Origin of the sequence: Myxococcus sp. MISCRS1, assembly GCF_026626605.1 — a bacterium.
GTDB classification, from domain to species: Bacteria; Myxococcota; Myxococcia; order Myxococcales; family Myxococcaceae; genus Myxococcus; species Myxococcus fulvus.
Map to the genome: position 1 here is coordinate 585,782 of NZ_JAPNKB010000001.1, position 21,437 is coordinate 607,218.

A 21,437-nucleotide genomic window follows, 5' to 3' on the forward strand; every position below is an offset into this window, starting at 1 on the left:
CCGCGTTTCACACCGGGGCCGGGCGGCCCTCGCGCACCAGCACCCACGGTGCCGCGATGAACAGCCTGTCGGAGCAGTGCGACCAGGAGAGGGGAAAGTGGGCGTCAGCCTACTTTTGGCGGTCTTGACCCATTTTCCTGGGATGTGAACAAGATACAGCCACTTTCAGGGGTGACTCACATGGCGGACGAGCGCGAAGACACGACGATCTACAAGGTCGTCGTCAACCACGAGGAGCAGTACTCCATCTGGCCGGCGGACCGGGAGAACGCGCTGGGCTGGAAGGACGCGGGCAAGCAGGGCCTGAAGGCCGAGTGCCTCGCGTACATCAAGGAAGTGTGGACGGACATGCGTCCGCTCAGCCTGCGCAAGAAGATGGAAGAGCAGGCCCTGAAGAACTGAGGCACCCCGGGTCGTGCCCGACGGACCCCGGCGACCTGGCTGGGGTCCGTGGCGGGCGGTGTCGACTCAGAGGTCCGGAGGCGGACGAACCCCCAGGTGGCACGCGCGCAACGCGAGCTGGGTGCGGTTCTCCGCCCCGAGCTTCCGGTAGAGCTGCGTGACGTGCGACTTCACGGTGCGCTCGGCGATTTGCAGGTGCGCGGCGATCTTCAGGTTGTCCGCGCCGCCGGAGACATACTGCAGCACCTCGCGCTCGCGCTGCGTGAGCGCCATGAGCACGCTCGCGGTGGGCGTCGTCACCGGTGGATGCTCGAAGTCGTTGCGCAGCAGCTGGACCGGGAACAGCCGCTCCCCGCGCACCAGGGAGTTGATGGCCGAGGAGACCGCGGAGGTGCCCAACCCCTTGCGGAAGAGATACCCCGAGGCGCCTTCGTCGAAGCACTGGGAGATGATCTCCGGCACGCTCACGGCCGACAGGAGGAGCATGCGCACCTCCAGACGCCGCTTGCGCGCCTCGCGCAGCAGGTTGATGCCCTCCGTCACGGAGCATCCCAGGGATGCCTCGCCGTCTCCTTCCACATCCAGCACCGCCACCTGCGGCGGATCGGTCCCGAGGCTGTCGAGGAACAAGCGCGCATCCCTCGTCACCGAGGTCACGCTCACGCCCTCACCACGAAGACCGTCGGCGATGTTCTCCCACATCACGAACGGCCCTTCGAGAATGGATACACGAATCGCAGCTTGATTAGTTGCCATGCGAAGGCCCCCCAGCCGCCATGGCGAAACAACTTGTACTAGCGTGTTGACTGCTTCCGACCTCGGGACTGCTCGGTCAGCGGGATGAGGCTTCCAGGTCGAGCTTGCGCGTCCGCTGAACCACTCCGGGGTCGGTCCGATGATGCACGACCTGACTCCGTGACTGCTTTTCACTCCTCACAACTGGCGACGTCCTTCCGGGCTCCACCTCCGCTGGAGCCAGCTCCAGGTCCAACGTCACCAATACCCTAACACCGGGGAAGCGCAGAGGCGAAGCCGACCCTGGACAGAGTGTCAAGTGTGCGCGAATCCGATGGGATTCGGCCACCGCGTCCGTTGGTTCGTCATCGCTGTCGTTGGAATGACAAGCCCTTCCGTCCAACAGCCGATATCCGCCGGGCCCTGGCACGCGGTCGGCTGTCCACCATGCGACAGCGGGTGATGTCCGGAATCGTCGCAGGGCCGGCCCCAGGTGACGACGGGAGATGGGCCCTCGGCGTGTATGCTGGGTAGCGGACATGAGGACCGCACCCAGCCCGCATCTCGCCGTGGCCACGCCGGAGCGCGTGGCGCTCTCCCTGCCCGTGGCCGGAATCGGCTACCGGTGCCTGGCGTGGTTGGTGGACGCCAGCCTGCTCTTCTTCTTCTGGGTGGTGGCGTACTTCGTCTTCACGCTGCTGGTGTCGGACGTGCTGGGGGTGTTCCAGGGGCTGTCGAGCCTGGGGCAGACGCTGCTGGTGGTGGGCGTGTTCGCCACCCAGTGGCTGTACTGGACGCTGGGCGAGGTCTTCTTCCACGGGCAGACGCCGGGCAAGCGCGCGCTGGGCATCCGCGTGGTGCGCCTGGACGGCTCGCCGGTGGGCCTCTACGAGAGCGCCGTGCGCAACCTGTGCCGCGCGGTGGACTTCCTGCCCGGCGTCTACGCGGTGGGCTGCATCAGCCTCCTGCTCACGCCCAGGCATCAGCGGCTGGGAGACGTGCTGGCCGGCACGGTGCTGGTGCGCGAGGAGCGCATCGACCTGGACAAGTACACGCAGCCGGCGTCCCAGGCGACGAGCGGCGCCGCGCCTTCGACGACGCGGGCGCTGAAGCCCGACGAGGTGGAGCTGGTGCTGGCGTTCCTCACGCGCGCGCCGGGCCTGGCGCCCGACGTGCGGCTCCGGATGGGCGCGCGGATGGTGGAGAAGCTGGGCGGGCTGACGGACGCGGAGCGCGACGGGGTGCTCGCGTCCTCCACGTCCATCGAGGCCCACCTGCGCGGCCTCGTGCGGACGGAGCGCTGAGGATGGCCCAGGCGCTGACGGCGTTCGTCGCCCAGAAGCGGGAGGGCTGGAAGTCGCTGGAGGGGCTGCTCGAGCGCCAGCGCGCGGGCACGCTGACGCTGGACGAGCTGCGCACGCTGGACACGCTGTACCGCCGCGCGGCCTCGGACCTGGCGCTCGCGCAGACGTTCTACCCGGACACCGACGCGCACCGCTTCCTCAACCAGCTCTGCGCGCGCGCGTATGCGGCCATCTACCAGCCTCCGCGCGAGCGCTGGGCCGCGGTGCGAGGCTTCTTCCGCCGCGACTTCCCGCGCACGCTGCGCCGCGAGCTGGGCTTCGTGGGCGCGAGCGCCGCGCTGTTCTGCCTGGGACTGCTGCTGGGCGCGCTGGTGGTGCTGTGGGAGCCACGCGGCGCGGAGCTGCTGGTGCCCTCGGGCGTGCGTCAGTACGTGGCCCAGGGGCGCATGTGGACGGACGACATCCTGTCGGTGGCGCCGCCCAACTCCGTGTCCTCCGGCATCGCCACCAACAACCTCACCGTCACCATCCTCACCTTCGCGATGGGCATCTTCGCGGGGCTGGGGACGATGTTCATCCTGGTGAACAACGGCGTGCAGATTGGCGCCATCTCCGCGCTGTGCATCCGCGAGGGCATGACGGTGGGCTTCCTGGACTTCATCGCCGCGCACGGGCCGGTGGAGCTGTCCATCATCGTCATCGCCGGAGGCGCGGGGCTGATGGTGGGCCAGGCGCTGGTGGACCCCGGGGAGCTGCCCCGGAGCCAGGCGTTGGCCCTGCGCGGACGCGAGGCGGTGAAGCTGGTGCTGGGGTGCGCGCCCTTCCTGGCCTGCATCGGCGTGGTGGAGGGCTACGTGTCCCCGGGCGACCTGTTCCCCACGTGGGCCAAGGCCGCGCTGGGCCTGTCCCTGGGGGGCCTGTTCTGGGCCTACCTGCTGCGGGCCGGCAGGACCGACGCCGACACCACGGACGCGCCCGAGGTGAGCGCCTCCTGACGCTTGCGCTGCTGGTGGCGGAGGATGCGCTCGTAGGCCACGTTCAGCTCGCGCATCTTCTCCGCGGAGCCGCCCCGGTCCGGGTGACGCTCCATGGCCAGCGCGTGGTAGCGCGCGCGCACCTTGTCCGCCGAGTCCAGCGGCGACACGCCGAGCAGCTGGTAGGGGTCCTGGTCCTCGATGGCGGACAGCCAGCGCTCCAGCCGGTCCTTCACCTCGATGAACTGCTCGTCCCGGGCTCCGGTGTCCTTCACGGGGTGGGTGCGCACCTTGGCATCCGCCCGGAACACCTCGGAGTAGGTACTGGAGACCCAGCGGTGGCAGCCGGAACACCGGAAGTAGCGAATCCGGTTCCCCATCTGAAGGGTCATCCGGATGCCGCAGTGGGTACACTCCACCTCGACGTTCTCCAGTGTCCGCCAGCTCGAAGCCACCGCGTTCATCGGCCCTTGCTCCCGTCAGCAACAGTCCTGTAGCACCGCCAAGCTCCCACGTCGGGAGATCGCGTCAAGAAAATCTCCACCGCGCCCCGCCGGACCCCCGGCCTTTCGGATAGAACCCACAGCATGAGCCCCCTGCTCGTCGCCGGACTGCTGCTCGCCGCCGCCCCGGCCCGGCCCCCGGCCGCCCAGGCCCGTCCCGCCACCGAATCGACCCGGCCCGCCCCGGAGCCGTCCGCCCCCGCCCCCCAGGCCGTGCCCGGCGACGACGCCGCCTTCCTGCGCGCCCTGCTGTGGGCCGCCCGTCCCGCGCCGGAGGAGATTCGCGCCATCGCCGTGGAGGACCTGGCCCTGCTGGGGGACCCTCGCGCCCTGGACTCGCTGGCCATCCACCTGTGGGACCCCAACCCCCGCACCCAGCAGGCCGTGCTGCGCGCGGTGGCGCTGTTCCAGCATCCCCGGGCCGAGGAGATCCTCGGCAACGTGGTGCGCCACCCCCGCATGCCGGACGCGCTGAAGATCCAGGCCCTCAACGGGCTCATCTTCCAGCGCACCGCCTCCGCCCGGCGCACCCTGCAGGACGCCACCACCGACGCTCGCCTCTCCTCCGCCGTGCAGAACGCGGCCCGCGCCGTGGCCGCCCAGTGGGAGGCCCCCTCCACCGCCGCGCCCTGACCCCGCCCGGCGGGCAGGCGGGCTCCCGGGGCCGATTCCTGGAGAAGTCGCGGTCCTGCGCTAGACTCCCGGCGCATGAAGATCACTCCGCTCGACATCCGGCAGAAGCGGTTCGACACGGCGCTGCGCGGCTTCTCCCGCCGCGAGGTCGAGGCCTACCTCGAGCTGATCGCCGGCGAGTTCGAGGAGGTGGTGAAGGAGAACATCGCGCTCAAGGAGGAGCTCAAGCGCACGCAGCTCAAGCTCGAGCAGCATCAGGAGCGTGAGCGCACCCTCCAGGAGACGATGGTCACCGCGCAGCGCATCAGCGAGGACCTCCAGTCCGCCGCCAAGAAGGAGGCGGAGATCATCATCGCGGACGCCGAGCACCAGGCGGAGAAGATCGTCCACGGCGCGCACCAGCGGCTGGTGCAGGTGGTGGAGGACATCAACGAGCTGAAGCGTCAGCGCACCCAGTTCGAGTCGCAGGTGCGCTCGGTGCTGGACGCGCACCAGAAGCTGCTGGAGACCTTCAAGGCCCCCGCCTTCGCGGACCGCGACTACGCCCGCGTCGAGGACAACGTGGCCTACCTGTCCCAGAAGAAGGCCACCGTCAGCGAGTAGCGCCGTGGCCCCGCCCTGGCTGAAGTCCCTGCCGGACGGCGTGGAGCTGGCGCTGCTCATCCAGCCCCGCGCCTCGCGCACCCGCGTCGTCGGCGAGCATGACGGGCTGTTGAAAATCCAGCTCGCCGCTCCGCCCGTGGATGGAGAGGCCAACGCCGCCCTGCTCGAGTTCCTGGGCAAGCAGCTGGGTGTCCCTCGGAGGCAGGTGACGCTCGTGGCCGGTGACGCATCGCGCCGCAAACGCGTGCACGTGGTCGGCATTGATGCGGCGCGGACCGAGGCTGTTATGTCTGGGGCCTAGCGAGGCCCCCGCATGCGCCACCTGCTCGTCCTGCTGCTGTTGCTTTGGGCCATGCCTCGGGCGTGGGCCCAGGGCCTGGTCGAAGGCTCCGTCTCCCATCCCCACGGCGCGGGCGACGCGCTCGTGGACAACGTGGTGCTCGTCCCCCATGCCCGGCCTCCCCAGGTCGTCGGCGAGGTGACGACGAAGCGCTTCCGCATCCTCCACACGGCCGCGGCCACCGGGGCGGCCCGGGAGCTGGCGGGGCAGATTGAAGCGGTGCGTGACGGCTTCGGCGGCATCCTCGGGCGGGACTGGCCGGGGGTGACGGAGGTGCGGCTGGGCGTGGGGCGCGACGAGTTCGACGCGCTGGCGCTCCCCGGCGGCAAGCCCCCGGGCTGGGCGGTGGCGCTCGCCTACCCCGCCCATCAAATCATCCTGCTGGACGCGCTGAGCCTGAACGCGCCGGACGGGCAGCAGACGCTGCGGCACGAGCTGGCGCACGTGGCGCTGGGACAGCTCGCGCGCGACTGGCCGCGCTGGTTCCAGGAGGGCGTCGCGCAGAACGTCACCGGAGAGCGCTTCTCGCTCACGCACTACTCCGCCCTCTTCCGCGCGGTGACGCAGGAGCGCGTCTTCCACTTCGAGGACCTGTCCGACGACTGGCCGGACCTGCCCGCCGACGTGGAGATTGCGTATGCCCAGAGCGCCGCCTTCGTCGCGCACCTGGGCACCCGCTACGGCGCCCACGCCATGGGGCAGCTCGTGGACGGGGTGCGCGCGGGGGAGCCCTTCGAGACGGCCTTCGGCAAGGCCTTCCACACCTCGCTGGACGTGGAGGAGGCCGGCTGGCGCGACGGGCTCGCGGCCCGCTACGGCTGGCTGCCGCTCACCACCAGCTCCGCGCTCCTGTGGCTGACGGCCTCCGTGCTGTGCGTGGCCGCGTACGCGCGCCGCCGCCGGCAGAAGAACCTGCGCCTGGCCGAGATGGCCGCCCAGGAGGCCGCGGACGAGGCCGCCCTGCGGCTGATGCTCGTCGCCCAGCAGCAGGCGGCCGAGGCCAATGCCACGCCCCTGCCCGCCCCCGAGGACGGCGCGCCCCCCGGCGAGGTGTACTGGACGGGTGCCCCACCGGCTCCGGAGCCCGAGCACGCCGACAGCGCGCCCCACGCGGAGTCGCCCTCGGGCGAGTTCGGGATGGGACCGGAGGGTGAGGCTCCGGACACGGACGGCGAGGACCCGCGCGCCCGCACGCTCAAGCCCACCCTGCATTGAAGCGCCCGGGGCATCTGGACCTTCGGACACCTCTACAAGCCGAACCCGGAAGTTTTTACCGTCCCAGGCACCTCCACGCCACACCCCACCCGGCCAAGTGGCTGGAATTGCTGGAGGGCGCGGGTCTCAGGCGCTGGCAACCGCCTTGCTATAGCTCCCGATGCGATGCGGAAGGCACCGGACATGAGCGAGCGGGGACGCAAGGCAGCGGGGTTGGCGAGGTTCTTCCGCCAGCAGCCGGACCGAATCGCTGCGCTGTGGCGGCGGATGCGGATGACGGCACACGACTCGGATGGCTCGCAGGCGCCGCTGAGCCAGCTGGACGGACTGGTGGAGCCCTTCGTCCGGGAGCTGGGCGTGATGCTGGAGGGGGACGACACGAGCCCCTGGAGCCGCACGAAGGCGGTGCTGCGGCTGTCGCCGGAGCGTGGCGCGCGCGCCCTGCACGAGGAGTTCTCGGCGCTGCGGCGCTGTCTGGTGGATGCCGCGGAGGTGCTGGGCGGCGGGGATGGGGAGAAGGAGCGCATCAACCGCGCCGTGGACGAGGCGGTGGACTCGGCGGTGGCGCTGCTCCAGCGGCTCAGGGATTCGAGGGTGGAGGGGCCCAGGGTGCCCTTCGGGGGATTGGTGGTGGAGTACTTCGAGCGGCCGTCGCGCGTCAGGCACGTGCCGCCCGGCTCGAGGGATGGACGCACCGCGATGCATTGAGTGAGGGGTGGTCGGGTTTGCCGACCCGTTCGGCTTGACGCTCCAGACTGGGAGGGTCCGAGGCCGGCGGGAGGGAGCGTGCCAGGGGTGGGGACCCCGTGGCGCGCCTTATGGGGACGCGTGCTCCCGCTGGGGAGTGGTGAGCGCGCATCGCGAGCCGCTGGCAAGACGCGTGGATGGGGGTCCGCGCGACTCGCCGGTCGGACGGGTCGGCATTGTTGTCGTGGGGGCTGTTTCGTGGGGGCAGTGAGATAGCGCGTGGGACCGCGGGGGGAGCGTCTACGGGGGTGGGCGCTCCTCCCGCGTTGCTTTTCAGTGGGCGTCCGCCCAGCTCTTCCCCGCGCCGACGTCCACCTTCAGCGGCACCTTGAGCGAGGCGACGCCCGCCATGCCGCGCGCCACCAGCGCCTTCACCTGCTCCACCTCGGCGTCCGGCGCCTCCAGCAGGAGCTCGTCGTGCACCTGCAGGAGCAGCACGGTGGAGAGCTTCTGGGCGCGCAGCTCCTCGTCCACCACCAGCATGGCCTTCTTGATGAGGTCCGCGGCGGTGCCCTGGATGGGCATGTTGATGGCGGCCCGCTCGGCGGCCTGCGCCACGCCCCGGTTCTTGGAGTTCAGGTCCGCCATGTAGCGGCGCCGGCCGTACAGCGTCTCCACGTAGCCCGTCTTGCGGGCCGTGTTGACGGTCTCCTCCAGGTAGCGGCGGATGCCCGCGTAGCGGATGAAGTAGCGCTCGATGATGTCGCGCGCCGTCTCCTGGGGGATGCCCAGGCGCGTGGACAGGCCGTGCGGTGACAGGCCGTAGGCGATGCCGAAGTTCACCATCTTCGCCACGCGGCGCTGCTCGCGGTCCACCTGGTCCGGCGCCACGCCGAAGACCTCGGCGGCGGTGCGGCTGTGCACGTCCTCGTCGTTGCGGAACGCCTCCACCAGCACGGCGTCGTCGGCGATGTGCGCCAACAGCCGCAGCTCCACCTGGCTGTAGTCCGCGCTCACCAGTTGGTGGCCCGGGGCCGCCACGAAGGCGCGGCGGATCTCCCGCCCCAGCTCCGTGCGCACGGGGATGTTCTGGAGGTTGGGGTCGGTGGAGGACAGGCGGCCCGTGGCGGTGGCGGCCTGGTGGTACGTGGTGTGGATGCGGCCGTCCGCGGCCACCAGCGTGGGCAGCGTGTCCAGGTAGGTGCTCTTGAGCTTGGACAGGCTGCGGTACTCGATGATGGCGTTGGGCAGCGGGTGCTCCTCGGCCAGCTTCTCCAGCACCTCCTGGTCCGCGGATGGCCCCGTCTTGCCGCGCTTGATGATGGGCAGCTTCAGGTCGGTGAAGAGCACCTGCACCAGCTGCGGATTGGAGCCGATGTTGAACTCGCGTCCGGCGTGCTTGTAGACCTCCTTCACCTGCGACTCGACGGCCGCGTCCACCTTCACGGAGATGCGCGCGAGCTCCTGGGTGTCCAGGCTCACGCCCCGCCGCTCCATGCGCGCGAGGATGGGCAGCAGCGGCAGCTCCAGCTTCTGGGCCAGCTCCGACAGCTTCGCCTCGTCCAGCTCCTTCCACAGCTCGGGGGCGAGCCTGCGCGCGGCCTCGGCGCGCACCGCGAAGCCCAGCGCCAGCTCCTCCGGTGAGTGGTCCGCCAGCGCGCGGTCCTTCTTGCCGCGCCGCCCTTCGGCCGCGGGGGGCAGCGCGGGCAGCTCGGTGACGAGCCGCTCGCGCGCCAGGTCCGCCAGCGCGTGCTCGCGCCGCGAGGGGTTGAGCAGGTAGCTCAAGAGCTCCACGTCGTCGTGCGCGCCCGTGAGGTCGATGCCCTCGTTGGCGAGCACCAGGGTGAGCGCCTTGAGGTCATGGCCGCCCTTCTTCACCGCGGCGTCCTCGAGCACGGCCTTGAAGGCGGCGGCGAAGGCGTCCGGGCGCACCTGGGTGGCGCCCAGGACATCGTGGCGCAGCGGCACGTAGCGGGTGCTCGCGTCCGGCAGGGCCACGCCCAGGCCCACCAGCTTCGCGGCGAAGGGCAGGCCCTCGTAGGCCGGCACCAGGCTCACCGAGCCCGCCGCGCGCACGGCCTGGGCCAGCGCCTGGAGCTCCTCGTCCGTGGTGACGAGCGTGGTGGTGGTGGGCAAGGGCGCGGGCTTCTCCTTCACGGGCTCGGAGGCGCCCGGCGCTCCGCCCTGCCCCGCCTGCGGCAGCTCCTTGAGCAGCGCGTAGAACTCCAGCTCGGTGAACAGCTCCCGGGCGCGCGTGGCGTCCAGTTCCTTGCGGGTCAGCTCCGCCACGCGGACCTCCAACGGCAGGTCCGTCTTGAAGCTGACCAGCTGCCGGGCGCGCAGCAGGCTCTCGCGGTGCGAGGCGAGGTTCTCGCGAATCTTCGGCTTCTTCACCTCGTCCAGCCGCGACAGCAGCGTGTCCACGTCGCCGAACTGCTGGATGAGCTCCGTGGCCGTCTTCGGGCCGATGCCCGGCACCTTGGCCACGTTGTCCACCGCGTCGCCGATGAGCGCCAGGTAGTCGCGCATCTGCCTCGGTTCGATGCCCAGCCGCTCCTTCACGTCCTCGGGCCGGGTGTGCACGTCCTTCATCGGGTCGAACAGGCGCACGTCCTCGTCGACAATCTGGATGAAGTCCTTGTCCCCGGTGACGACCTGGACGCAGAAGCCCTCCGCCTTGGCCTTCTGCGCGAGCGTGCCGATGACGTCGTCCGCCTCCCAGCCCGGCATCTCCAGGATGGGCAGGTTGAGCGCCTCCACCACGCGGCGGATGAGCGCGAACTGGGGCACCAGGTCCTCGGGAGGCCCCTCGCGGTTCGCCTTGTACGTGGGGTCGATCTTCTGGCGCTCCACGCGGCTCTCCTTGTCGAAGGCGAGCGCGACGTGGGTGGGCTTCAAGTCCCTCAGGGACTTGAGCACCATGCGCGTGAAGCCGAGCACGGCGTTGGTGGGCACGCCCTTGCTCGTCGTGAGCGGCGGAATCGCGTGGTAGGCGCGGAAGATGAAGCCGGACGCGTCGATGAGGACCAGGGTGGGCGCGGAGCGCGAGGGGCTGGTGTCGGCCATGCCCCCGTGCCTAGCGCGCCCGTCCCTCCCTGTCCATGTCGCGCGCTAGTTGCACTTCCACTCGCGCTTCTTCGCCTCGACCATCTCCTCCACGCCATCGCCCTTGACGGCCAGGTCCAGCACCGCCGCCAGGTCCGGACAGCCGCCGGCGCCACGGAAGGTGTTGAGCGCCAGCGTCGAGCAGAAGCCCGCCGCCTTGTTGAGGTCCGCGTTGCCCGCATAGAAGCTGAAGCCCAGCTTCCACACCCGGCACGCGCGGCGGTTGTCCTCGCGGTCCGCCCAGTGCCGGCCGCGCTGATAGGCCTTGTCCGCCATGTCCTGGAGGATGCTGCGCCGGTAGAACGACGGCTTGGACTCGGCCAGGTCGAGCATCAGCGACTTGTCCACCTCCAGCGCCTCGCGCAGCGGCTCCGACGCCTTCTCCGGGTCATCCGCGGCCAGGTAGCTCTGGCCACCCTTGAAGAGCTGATCCACCGTGGACATGGTCTTCATCATCTCGTCCGCGGCCCCGTGCAGCGCCGAGGACTCGTAGTTGGCGCGCAGCTTCTGCAGCGTGGCCAGCGCCTCGCTGCCGCGGCCGGACCAGTAGTCCATCATCGCCGCCTGCATCAGCTTGTTGGGGTAGCGCTGCTTCACCGCCTCCAGCACCACCATCTTCGGGTCCGTGGGCAGGTTCTCCTGGTTGAGCACCTCGGCCACCGGGCACGTCCACGGGACGGAGTTCGGATCCAGCTTCTGGCGCGAGATGAGGAACTTCACGAACAGGGGGTCCTTCGGCCGCCACTCGTTGCGGCGCAGGCGCCCGTCCAGCTTCAGCGTGTAGCCCAGGGGCGGCTGCAGGTCCTCGCGCGGCTGGTTCTGGCACCACACCGCCATGTACGTCTGGCAGCGCGGCACCGCGGCGCTCCACTGCGAGTTGTTCAGGTAGCGCTTGCAGTCATCCAGCGCGCGCTTCGTCACCTGCTCGGCCGCCTCGCTCGCCTTCGAGCGCGCGCGGCGGAAGTACTCGCTCTCACGCGGAATCTTGCGGAACGACGCCAGGGCCTCCTCGGGCTTGAGGCGCTGCACCAGCTTCTCGCCCGTGGAGAAGTTCTCGTACGCCTCCTTCTCCAGCTTGATGCGGCGGATGAGGGTGTTGGCGTCCGTGTTGATGGGGTCCAGGTCCAGCACCTGCGAGCAGATCTGCTCGGCCTTGGCCCAGTTGGGCGCGCCCAGCTCGCTGGACGCGAAGGAACGACACTCGCTGAGCAGGTCGGCGATCTGCTGAGCGGGGTCCACCTGCACGCCCGGGCCCATGGGACCGTCCGTCTGCGCGGGCGTGGAGGGCAGCATCACCTTCACCACGCCGGCCACGAGCAGCACCGCCACCAGGCCGCCGCCGGCCACCATCAGCTTCTTGCGCCGCGCGGCCTCCGGGTCTCCACCGCCGTTGCCGGCGTCTCGCCGCCGGGAGGGCGGAGGCGCGCCCGCGCCACGCCGCGAGGGCACCGCGGCGTCCTCCTGAGGCGCCTCGAAGGTCAGCTCGATGACGCCGAACTGGAGCTGGTCCCCGGGCTGGAGCTCCACCGGCTCCGGGCCCAGCGGGTCTCCGTTGAGCAGCGTGCCGTTGGCGCTGCCCAGGTCGCGCACCAGGACGCCCCGGCCCGTGGCCTCGAGCTCCGCGTGCTTCCGGCTGACGGAGTCGTCCTCCAGGATGATGGCCGCCGGAGGCAGCCGCCCCACCAGCACCTTGCCCTTGAGCGGGTACGTCTTGCCGGCCCACGGCCCCACGGTGCCCCGCAGCAGCGGACCGCTCGCGCCCCCCCCTCCCGCGGGCTTCGGACGCTTCGCCAGCGCCCCACCCTGAGGAGGAGCCCCGGCGGGCTTCGACTTCACGCTGGGCAGGGCCCGCGTCGCGCGCGCCCCACCGCCCTCGCCGCCGACGGGCATGGGCGGCTCGGAGCCGGCGGACTTCGCGGCGCGCCGCGCACCGGACGCGCGGGAGGGCGCGGCCTTGAGCGTCAGCGTGTAGTCGCCGAGCACCACCTCGGTCTGGGGCGTGAGCGCGGTGGGCTCCGCGATGGCCTCGCCATTCACGAAGGTGCCGTTGGCGCTCCCCAGGTCCTCGATGAAGACGGTGCCCGCCTCCGTGAAGACGCGCGCGTGCGTGCGCGACACGCCGCCCTCGGTGAGCAGGATGTCACAGCCCTGCTGGCGGCCCAGCTTCAGCTCGCCGACGACTTCGTGCTCGTTCTCCGTGCCGTCGGGCAGACGGACGACCAGTGTGGCCATGGCGCGTCAGTCCTCGCGGAAGATGCTCATGTTGACGGGGATGCCCTTGCGCTGAAGCTCGTCGTAGAACTTCGGCACGAAGCCCGACGCCACGAAGCGGCCACGCACCTTGTGGTCCTCCGTGAAGCCGTCCTGCTTGTAATAGAAGATGTCCTGGAGCGTGACGATGTCGACCTCCATGCCGGACACCTCCGTGACGTAGCAGATCTTCCGCGTTCCGTCGGAGAAGCGCGTCTGCTGGACGATCATGTGCACGGCGCTGGAGATCTGTTCGCGGATGGCCTTCACCGGCAGGTCCATGCCGGACATGAGCACCATCGTCTCCAGCCGGGCGATGGCGTCGCGCGGCGTGTTGGCGTGCAGCGTGGTGAGCGAGCCGTCGTGGCCCGTGTTCATCGCCTGGAGCATGTCCAGCGTCTCGCCCGAGCGGCACTCGCCCACGACGATGCGGTCCGGACGCATGCGCAGGCAGTTCTTCACCAGGTCGCGGATGGTGATGGCGCCCTTGCCTTCCAGGTTGGGCGGCCGGCTCTCCAGCTGCACCCAGTGGTCCTGGGGCAGCTGCAGCTCCGCGGCGTCCTCCACCGTGACGATGCGCTCGTCGTCGGGGATGAAGGCGCTGATGATGTTGAGCGTCGTCGTCTTGCCGGAGCCGGTGCCGCCGGAGATGACGATGTTGCGCCGGGCCTTGACGCACATCTCCAGGAACTCGGCCATCTGCGCCGTCAGCGTCTTGTACTTGATGAGGTCCTGGATCTTCAGCGAGTCCTTCTTGAACTTGCGGATGGTGATGCAGGGCCCCTTCAGCGCCAGCGGCGGGATGATGGCGTTGACGCGGCTGCCGTCCTTGAGGCGCGCGTCCACCAGCGGGCTGGACTCGTCGATGCGCCGGCCGATGGGCGCGACGATTCGCTCGATGACGCCGAGCACCGCCTGGTTCGAGGAGAACGTCTTCTCCGACAGCGTCAGCTTGCCCTTGCGCTCGATGTAGATCTGGTTGGCGTGGTTCACCATGATCTCGCTGATCTCATCCGACGCGAGGAACGCCTCCAGGGGCCCCAGGCCCAGCGCCTCGTTGATGACGTCGGTGAGCAGCTCCTCCCGGTCCACGTCCTCCGGGAGCTCACCATCGGCCTCCATCTGGTCGATGATGTCGCGGATGGCCTTCTCGGTGCGACGCCACAGCTCGTCGTCACCCAGTCGGTCCATGTCCATGCGACGCAGGTCGAGGTACTCGATGAGCCGGTCGTGGATCTCCTTCTGGAGCCGCGTGTAGCGCTCCACCCGGGGGTCCACCTTCTTCTTGTTCTTCGCCAGCGCGGACGCCATGGACGCGGGCATGCGGCCCGCGGCGGGCTGGGGGGGCGGCGGAGGCGGCGGCTCCTCCTCGTAGGGCTCCTCGTCCTCGTACTGCTCCTCCTCGGGGTAGCCCTCCTCCTCACCCTGGTCGTCGTAGGCCTCTTCCTCCTGGCCCGCGCGCGTCATCGCCGGACCCGCGTCCTCCAGCGGCTCCACGTTGATGATGTAGTCGCCGATGTAGATCTGGTCCGTCGGCTTGAGCACCTGCGGCGCGGCGATCTTCTTGCCGTTCACGAAGGTGCCGTTCGTGGACTTCATGTCCACGATGATGCACTTGCCATCCTTGGCGACGATGCGGGAGTGGTACTTCGAGACATTGCCCTTCGCGAGCATGATGTCATTGCCGGGCAGCCGACCGATGGTGATCTCCGGCTTGTGGTACTCACGCTGCTCGGTCCCGCCGCCCTTTTCCGCGAGGGTGATCAAAAACATGGGGCTGATGCTACCAAGCGCCCCTTCCACCTCAAAGCGTCGGTCGCAGCCGAATGCCCGCCCGCAAAGCCGACGGGCCGGCTCCCGCCCCCGGAAGGGAAGGAAACCGGCCCGTGACGGGGCCCCAGTTGGGCCCCGGTGCCCCTGGGCGCCGACGGAGCGGCGCCCGCGGCGTCAGTCGAAGATGTTGAAGTTCACCTCGGACCGGGCCTGCTTGTAGCGGCTCTTCACGTCCTCGATGATGGTGCGGACCTTGTCGGAGTCCGGGTTGACGATGCGCGGCGTGACGAAGATGACCAGCTCGCGCTTGGTCGAGTCGAAGCCGCGGCTCTTGAAGAGCTCGCCGACGATGGGGATGTGACCCAGGCCGGGAATCTTCGACACGGACTTCTGCTCGTCGTGGCTGAACACGCCGGACAGGACGATGGTCTCGCCGTGGCGCACGGTGACGTTCGTCTTCACCTTGCGGGTGCGGAAGCCCGGAATCGTGGACGAGCCACCGAAGGACACCGCGACGGACGTGTCGATTTCGGAGGCCTCGGCCTCGATCTCCGTCTGGATGTTGCCGTTGCGGTCCGCCGTGGGGCGCAGGTTCAGGATGACGCCGTACTTCTTGTACTCGACGGAGAACTGGTTGTTGGTGATGAGCGGAATCGGGACCTCGCCGCCCGCCAGGAACTCCGCCTTCTCACCGCTGGCGCACACCAGCTTGGGCTGCGCGAGCAGACGGCCGTAACCGTCGTTGCCCTGGAAGCCGATGGAGAAGTCCGCGCCCGCCGTCAGGCCCAGGTTGGAACCACCCTGACCGAAGGTGCCCGGGAACAGCTCCTGCGTCACCGTGGCCGCCGCGGACGCCGTGCCCGTGATGTCCAGGGGGTAGCGGATGCCGTAGCGGTCGCGGCTGTTGCGGCGGATCTCGACGAACTGGACCTCCGAGAGGATCATCCGCTTGATGCCGACCACGAGCAGGTTCTCCACCTTCTCGCCGATGGCCTTGGTGATGAGCTCCGCCTTCTGGAGGTCCTGCTGGCTCTCCACCGAGCCCTCCAGGAAGATGGTCGCGCCGACCACGTTGGCCTGCACGTTCTTCAGGCCGCCCTTCTGGAACGCCGCGTTGAGGTTCTGCGCCACCAGCTTCTTGGCGTTGGGGGCGATCTTCACGAACGACTTCACGTTCGGATACAGGCTCACCACCTGCTCGATGCGGTCCGCGTCCTGCGTGGTGTAGGCCTGACCGTCCAGGTAGATGCGGTCGCCCACCATGCGGACGGAGACGCCTTCGATCTCACCCAAGAGGCGCTTGATCTCCGCGATGACGTCGTTGGGGTCCTGCTTGCGCACGTTGATGAGGTAGCTGGTGCGCTGACCGGTGGACTTCCAGATGAGGAGGGTCGTCTTGCCTTCGGCCTGGCCGGTGACGAGCAGCTGGCCGGAGCCGAGCGTCTTCACGTCGGCGATGGACGGATCGCCGAGGGCCACCTTGCTGAGGCCCGGGATGTTGAGAACCTTCTGGGCGCCCACCCCGAGGCTGAACGTGGTGCCTTCCTGGGCCAGGGCGGAGCCACCGGCAACCAGGGCAACGAGCGCGCCCAGGGCGGCGGCATGCGTGAAGCGTGTGAACATCGTGCGTGTCCCCTCTTCCAAAGTCTCTGCGCCTACAGTCTCTGCGCTAACCCAAGCTTTGTTGCTGCCACCACACCGCCCAGAAGGTCCCGAGCGCGATGGCCACCCCGTAGGGGATGTGTCGCTGCGTGGAGGGAGCTGTCTCCGCGCGTGCCAGGCGAAGACGGACCGCCCAGCGTCGCAGCGCCGCCGCCACCGTGTCCCAGGCCGCCCCCTGCCACAGGAGCGAGACCACCGCCTGGGCCGCGCCCACCAGGGAGATGAACGCGGCGGCCGCCATCGACGCTGGGAACCCCAGCACGGCGCCCACCCCGGCCATCAACTTCACGTCGCCCCACCCCATCCGCCCCCGGACCGCCGCGGGCACCAGCAGCAGTGCCAGGCCCACGCCCGACACCAGCCCGCTGACGAGCCCCTGGTCCAGCCCCCCCACCCCCTCGGTGGCGAGGCGCACTCCCAGCCCCACCGCCATCAGCGGGTAGGTGACCACGTCGAGGATCTCCCGGCGCATGACGTCCGTCACCACCGAGATCACCAGGGCCACTCCAAGGGCCGTCCACAGCGCGAGTTGTCCAGGCGTCATCCGTCGCCTGTCCCATTCGCGTCCAGGCGTCCGGTATCAAACCAGGGACGCCTGGAGCCCGTCAATTGGCGAACAGCGAGAGACCCCCTGGAACGAGGGCCATCTCATTGTCTCAGCGGACGACGAGCCGGATTTTCTCGCTGCAGATGAAGTACTCGTCCCCGTCTTCGATCTTGCGGCGCTTGATCCGCTGCTTGTTGAACCAGGTCCCGTTGGACGAGCCCAGGTCCTCGATGATCCAGTCATGCCCTTCCTGGGCGATGACGGCGTGCTCGCGCGAGACCTTGCCGGAGTTGATGACGAAGTCGCAGTGCTTGCCGCGGCCGATGACGTAGCGCTCCTTGATGATGCGCTCCTCGCCGCCGTCCTCGGTGACCAGGTACAGCGCGGAGCCCTCCTCCTCGGCGAGCTCGTCGGCGGGCTCCTCCTCGGGCTCGGCCTGCTCCTCGTCCTCGAGGGGCGGCTCGTCCTGGTCGGGCAGCGGCTCCTCCTCCTCGACCATCTCGTCGTTGGGAGGGGGCGGCTCGTTCTTGCCCTTGATGAGGCGCTCGAGCTCCGCGGCGGTCTCCAGCACGCGCTCGGCCACCTCGCGGCGGACGGGGTCGTTGTCCAGGCCGTTGGAAGAGGAGCGCTCCTCGGGAGGCGGCGGCGCGCCACGGCCTCCCGCCCGGACGGGCGCGGGTGGCTCGGCCTTGGGAGCCGGCGCGGGCGCCAGCACCGGAGGCGCGGAGGGACGGGCGGCGGGGGCCGCCGCGACGGGGGACGGACGCGAGGGCGCGGCCACGGCGGCGGGCGCGACGTGCGCCTCCCCCCGGGACTTCGCCTCGATGAACCCGTTGAGGCGCGCGAACATGAAGAGCGCCTGGTTGATCAGGGCGTCGCGGTCCGAGCCCATCTGCTGGGCCATGTCTTCGTACGTCTCCCACAGGTGGTCGGCGATACCGACCTTGCGGGCGGGGCGTGAGTTCTGATCGATCATCGGTCTTGACTCGGACGGTACAGGATGACCCGGACTCTAACAGACACCTCTGGCCACGCCCAATTACTCGAACGCGGACAGGCCGAACGCGTTGACGGCGTTGTCGATAATCACGCTCAGGTTCAGCTGTAGAATTCCATCCGCGGAGGGGTAGGCGATGTAGGCCAGGGAGGCCCCGCCACTCTGGGCGGCCACCACGGGCCCCGGCAGCGTGTAGAACGCCAGGCCCGCGCCCGAGGACGAGGACGTGTCCACGCCGGAGATGTGGTTGCGCACGCCGGAGCCCACCGACACCACGAACCGGTCACCCCGACTCAGCGCGCTGGTCGCGGTCGCACGAAGCGTGAGGGGCGGCGGCGTGGGCGGGAAGAGCGGCACCGTGATGTCGCCAGGCGCGCCACAGGCGATGGCGGAGTCGGGCACCGTCGTCGTCTGGGTGAAGTCCGCCGGGTGGAAGTAGTAGCTCGTCGGAATCTGGTAGCCCGGACCCGAGTCCTCCACGTCGCGGGACAGGAACTCGCCCAGGTCGTTCACCAGCACGAAGCGCTGGTCACCGCCGACGCGCACCGTGAAGAGCGGCAGCTCCGCGCAGTCCTCGGGGATGGGCGTCGTCGTCTCGAGCACCACCTTGCCGGCCTCGCTCGCGGGCCGGATGCTCGTCACCTTGAGGTCCGTCGTGCAGCGGATGTCCTGGTTCGCCAGGACGATGGTGTCGTCGAGCCGCACCTGCCGGGAGACCTCGGTGGCCTGGGGGACCACGAAGCTCGTGGGCGTGGTCAGGTCACGCGGCAGGTCCACCATGCTCGGAAACGCGCCCTGGTAGATGAAGCGGAACACCCCGCCCACCACCGAGCCCTCGAGCAGCGTGCGCCGGGTGACGCTCGGCCCCGCAGGATTCGACGGATCACATAGGTGCTCCACCGCCTGGCTCACGTCGACGAGCGTGGAGGCGCCGCCCACCGTGATGACCTGCTCCTGCTCGTTGCGCGCCTCGACCACCACGTTGGCGCGGCGCAGGTCCAGGTCGAACTGACGCCGGTCGCTCGCGGAGAACGTGGTGATGCTGCCGTTGGACGACGGCATCAACCCCAGCAGGGGCACCGTCGCGGACGCGTCCGTGGTGATGGTGCCCTCCGGGCCCACCAGCCGCAGCCGCAGGGTCGCCGTCGGGACGAGCGCCAGCCCCGTGGGCAGACCGTCCGGCGGGCGGATGGGCAGCATCTTCGCGCCGCTCAGGTCCGTGGCCGTCAGGCCCGTCAGCGTGTCCACGGCGAGCACCCCCGTGCACTCCGTGGCGCCACCACAGGACAGCTCGTCCTTGATGCCGAAGACGAACTGCCCCGCCTCCATCACCTGGGCCTCGTTCTGCGGCGTCTCCGTGTTGTCGGGGATGGACACGCGCGGGTGCGTCACCAGGTGGCGCACCGGGAAGTTGTCGAAGCCGCCGGACAGGTCCCGCACCGCCGCGGAGGGCGTGGTGCAGTCGACGCTCGTCTCCGGGTTCGTGTCCTGCACCAGCAGCGTGCGGCCCGTCAGGCCGGTGGCCTGGCGCGTGGCCACGACGAGCTGGTCGTTCGGGAGCACCGCCATCGCCTGCACGGACTCCCCCGGCTGCAGGCAGAACAGCGTCACCGCCGCGGGGACGGCCTCCCCTGCCCCGAGCGCGTCGGGACCGGGCACCCACTGACGCTCGATGCGCGAGCCGCCGGTGTCGGCCTCGAAGGGCGCGTCCGGGTCCTGGATGCCGTAGTAGAGCACGCCGGGTCCGGGCGTCTGGCCCTCCGGCACGGGCGCGGGAGAGCGCGCCGCGAACGCGGTGATGAGGCTGCGGCCCTCCAGCCGGAGCACCTGCACCAGCCGGTCCGGGCCCGCGGCCACCACGGAGATCTGCGAGGCGCCGGCGCTGCGCGCGTAGACATACGGGCCCGCATGGTCGGAGCCGTCGGCCTTGTAGCCCACGTCCCGCGTGAGCGAGTCCGGCCGGTCCAGCACCGGGATGGCCAGCGTCTGCAGCGGGTTGGGTGCGGGGATGAACTGCTTGGGGTCCTTCGACAGGTCCAGGACCTGGAGCTCGTCGCGGTCCGAGGACGTGACGAAGACCAGGTCGCCGACCATGGTCAGGTCATAGGTGCCGGACAGGCCGGCGAAGCCCGTGGTGGCCTGGGTATCCGAGCAGCCGGCGCCCAGCCCGGCGCACGCGAGGAGGACGGTGAGGGTGCCGCGCTTCACGGGGAGGACTCCTGACACACGCTGGTGCCCTGACGCGTGTCACGGAGCTGCTGCACGCCGAGCAGGGCGACCCGCCGCGCATCCTGCGGCCGGTCGAGGTTGGGGATGTCGATGACGGCGACGCGTCCGTCGCCGAAGGTGGTCGTGAACAGGCGCGCCGAGTTGCCCCGCACGTCCGCCGTCAACCCGTAGGGCTGGCTGGGCTGGGCCGGGTCCTGGTCTCCCACGAGCACCTGGGCCACCAGCTGGCCCACCTCCTCGTCGTAGATGGAGACCGCCTCGTCGCCGCTGCCCGTCACCGCCACCAGGTTGCCGCGACCGGCGGCCCGGGGGATGACCTCCAGCTCGCTGGCGCCCTCGGGCAGCGACTGCGCGGACACCACGCGCAGCGTCGGCAGGTCCGCGCGCGCGTTCTCGATGTCGATGATGAGCAGCGTGTCCGGACCTCGCGCCAGCAGGTAGACGCGCTCGCGGTCCAGGTCCACCTGCGTCGGGTCGTCGCGCCGGGGACGGGACACCACCGCCACGCCGCGCGCCTCGCGGATGGAGTAGATGCTCCGCACGTCGGACTCCAGCACGCGGTCCGTCGCGGTGCGGTCCACCAGGCGCAGCACGTACGCCGCCGACAGCGTGCCCAGTTGCTGCGTCGCGGAGCTGCGGCCGGACGCGTACAGGTACCGGCTGCCGATGGCCACCGAGTGCGCCGCGCCCGGCAACAGCCCGTTGACGCCCAGCGGGACGAAGCTCGACGTGGTCAGCGTCTCGCGCGTGGGCGCCGCGGCGGGCAGGTTCACCAGGTACCCCTGGAGGTCGGACTGCTGGACGTCCGTTGACTGCGGGCCGACGAGCTCCGTGTGCGTCACCCACACCCGGCCGTCCGGGTTGAAGCGGTCCACCGTGACGCCCAGCGGCGCCGGCGCGCCCGGGACGCCATCCTTGTTCGCGCCCGGGACCCCCACCAGCGACAGCGCGTTGACGCGGCAGTCGCGGTTGGACGTGGACTGGGCGCACGTCAGGCCCAGCCCGTCATCCGCCACGTCGATGACCTGGAGGTAGCTGCCCTCGGCGCGCGTCGGGACGAACAGGCGGGGTGAGCGCCCAGGCGGGGTCCACAGCGTCATCTCGCCGGCGAAGCTGTCGATGCGCACGTAGCTGCGGTTGGCGTCGACCTTCAGGTCGGTCAAGAGCGCGGGGAAGCTTGCGAGCTCCTCCGCGTCGGCGAAGTCCTTGCCGAAGGGCCGCAGGCCCAGGGCGTCCAGGTCCAGCGCCGTCACCGCGCCGGATTCGTAGCACTTGTCGAAGTTGGCTCCCGCCACGTACAGGAAGCCGTTCGTGGACGAGGTGACCTCGGGGCGCCAGAAGGCGACACCGCTCGGATAGACGAGGCGAGAGGACGGCGGAGGCTTCTGCGTGGTGTCGACACAAGACGACAGCAGCAGCAGCGCGGAGGTGACGAGGTAGGGGCGCATCAGAGGGGGCGGGAGTGTAGGAAGGGGCCT

At 70.0% G+C, this 21,437-nt stretch carries 18 protein-coding genes; 8 read left to right on the forward strand and 10 right to left on the reverse strand.

Annotated elements, in window-relative coordinates:
- Positions 1-180 precede the first annotated feature (180 nt).
- Complete coding sequence (locus tag OWM54_RS02000) at positions 181-402, forward strand: MbtH family protein (RefSeq protein ID WP_046713356.1); 222 nt, start codon at positions 181-183, stop codon at positions 400-402.
- 66 nt (positions 403-468) lie between these two features.
- On the opposite strand, the gene fruA is transcribed toward OWM54_RS02000, so the two are convergent.
- A complete protein-coding gene (gene fruA / locus OWM54_RS02005; protein WP_141327502.1) occupies positions 469-1,158 on the reverse strand; it encodes a response regulator transcription factor FruA in 690 nt (229 codons plus the stop codon).
- Positions 1,159-1,676: 518 nt separating this feature from the next.
- On the opposite strand from fruA, the gene OWM54_RS02010 reads away from it, so the two are divergent.
- Both OWM54_RS02010 and OWM54_RS02015 read left to right on the forward strand, forming a co-directional pair.
- The gene (locus OWM54_RS02010; RefSeq protein ID WP_223751594.1) at positions 1,677-2,441 is read left to right on the forward strand and encodes an RDD family protein; all 765 of its coding nucleotides are present in this window, start codon (positions 1,677-1,679) and stop codon (positions 2,439-2,441) included.
- A 2-nt stretch (positions 2,442-2,443) separates the two neighbouring features.
- A complete protein-coding gene (locus OWM54_RS02015) occupies positions 2,444-3,436 on the forward strand; it encodes a stage II sporulation protein M (RefSeq protein WP_267696489.1) in 993 nt (330 codons plus the stop codon).
- On the opposite strand, the gene OWM54_RS02020 is transcribed toward OWM54_RS02015, so the two are convergent.
- Positions 3,370-3,879: a J domain-containing protein gene (locus OWM54_RS02020; protein WP_223751592.1), complete on the reverse strand. Its 510-nt coding sequence runs from the start codon at positions 3,877-3,879 to the stop codon at positions 3,370-3,372. The genes OWM54_RS02015 and OWM54_RS02020 overlap by 67 nt on opposite strands.
- A gap of 123 nt (positions 3,880-4,002) precedes the next feature.
- Here OWM54_RS02020 and OWM54_RS02025 point away from each other — a divergent pair, with 123 nt between their 5' ends.
- The 5 genes from OWM54_RS02025 to OWM54_RS02045 all read left to right on the forward strand — a co-directional run bounded on the left by OWM54_RS02025 (position 4,003) and on the right by OWM54_RS02045 (position 7,417).
- Entirely contained in the window at positions 4,003-4,551 is a 549-nt protein-coding gene (locus OWM54_RS02025) for a HEAT repeat domain-containing protein (RefSeq protein ID WP_267696490.1), read from the forward strand.
- A 75-nt stretch (positions 4,552-4,626) separates the two neighbouring features.
- Entirely contained in the window at positions 4,627-5,154 is a 528-nt protein-coding gene (locus OWM54_RS02030; protein WP_046713350.1) for a DivIVA domain-containing protein, read from the forward strand.
- A gap of 4 nt (positions 5,155-5,158) precedes the next feature.
- Entirely contained in the window at positions 5,159-5,455 is a 297-nt protein-coding gene (locus tag OWM54_RS02035) for a DUF167 domain-containing protein (RefSeq protein WP_083560884.1), read from the forward strand.
- A 12-nt stretch (positions 5,456-5,467) separates the two neighbouring features.
- Positions 5,468-6,709: a peptidase MA family metallohydrolase gene (locus tag OWM54_RS02040; protein ID WP_223751589.1), complete on the forward strand. Its 1,242-nt coding sequence runs from the start codon at positions 5,468-5,470 to the stop codon at positions 6,707-6,709.
- Between the two features lie 165 nt (positions 6,710-6,874).
- Positions 6,875-7,417 carry a hypothetical protein gene (locus OWM54_RS02045; protein ID WP_223785763.1) on the forward strand — a complete coding sequence of 181 codons (543 nt, stop codon included), beginning with the start codon at positions 6,875-6,877 and terminating at the stop codon, positions 7,415-7,417.
- A gap of 312 nt (positions 7,418-7,729) precedes the next feature.
- On the opposite strand, the gene polA is transcribed toward OWM54_RS02045, so the two are convergent.
- The 8 genes from polA to OWM54_RS02085 all read right to left on the reverse strand — a co-directional run bounded on the left by polA (position 7,730) and on the right by OWM54_RS02085 (position 21,407).
- Entirely contained in the window at positions 7,730-10,462 is a 2,733-nt protein-coding gene (gene polA, locus OWM54_RS02050; protein WP_267696491.1) for a DNA polymerase I, read from the reverse strand.
- A gap of 45 nt (positions 10,463-10,507) precedes the next feature.
- Complete coding sequence (locus OWM54_RS02055; protein WP_267696492.1) at positions 10,508-12,733, reverse strand: FHA domain-containing protein; 2,226 nt, start codon at positions 12,731-12,733, stop codon at positions 10,508-10,510.
- 6 nt (positions 12,734-12,739) lie between these two features.
- The gene (locus OWM54_RS02060) at positions 12,740-14,524 is read right to left on the reverse strand and encodes an ATPase, T2SS/T4P/T4SS family (RefSeq protein ID WP_223751585.1); all 1,785 of its coding nucleotides are present in this window, start codon (positions 14,522-14,524) and stop codon (positions 12,740-12,742) included.
- 174 nt (positions 14,525-14,698) lie between these two features.
- Positions 14,699-16,147 (reverse strand): type II and III secretion system protein family protein, encoded by a 1,449-nt coding sequence (locus OWM54_RS02065; RefSeq protein ID WP_141332561.1) that lies wholly within the window; start codon positions 16,145-16,147, stop codon positions 14,699-14,701.
- A gap of 46 nt (positions 16,148-16,193) precedes the next feature.
- The gene (locus OWM54_RS02070; protein WP_223751584.1) at positions 16,194-16,730 is read right to left on the reverse strand and encodes an A24 family peptidase; all 537 of its coding nucleotides are present in this window, start codon (positions 16,728-16,730) and stop codon (positions 16,194-16,196) included.
- A gap of 112 nt (positions 16,731-16,842) precedes the next feature.
- Positions 16,843-17,709 carry an FHA domain-containing protein gene (locus OWM54_RS02075; RefSeq protein WP_223785765.1) on the reverse strand — a complete coding sequence of 289 codons (867 nt, stop codon included), beginning with the start codon at positions 17,707-17,709 and terminating at the stop codon, positions 16,843-16,845.
- Between the two features lie 63 nt (positions 17,710-17,772).
- Positions 17,773-19,938 (reverse strand): hypothetical protein, encoded by a 2,166-nt coding sequence (locus tag OWM54_RS02080; protein ID WP_267696493.1) that lies wholly within the window; start codon positions 19,936-19,938, stop codon positions 17,773-17,775.
- Entirely contained in the window at positions 19,935-21,407 is a 1,473-nt protein-coding gene (locus OWM54_RS02085; RefSeq protein WP_223751581.1) for a YncE family protein, read from the reverse strand. Before OWM54_RS02085 ends, OWM54_RS02080 begins: the two co-directional genes overlap by 4 nt.
- Positions 21,408-21,437: the final 30 nt, after the last annotated feature.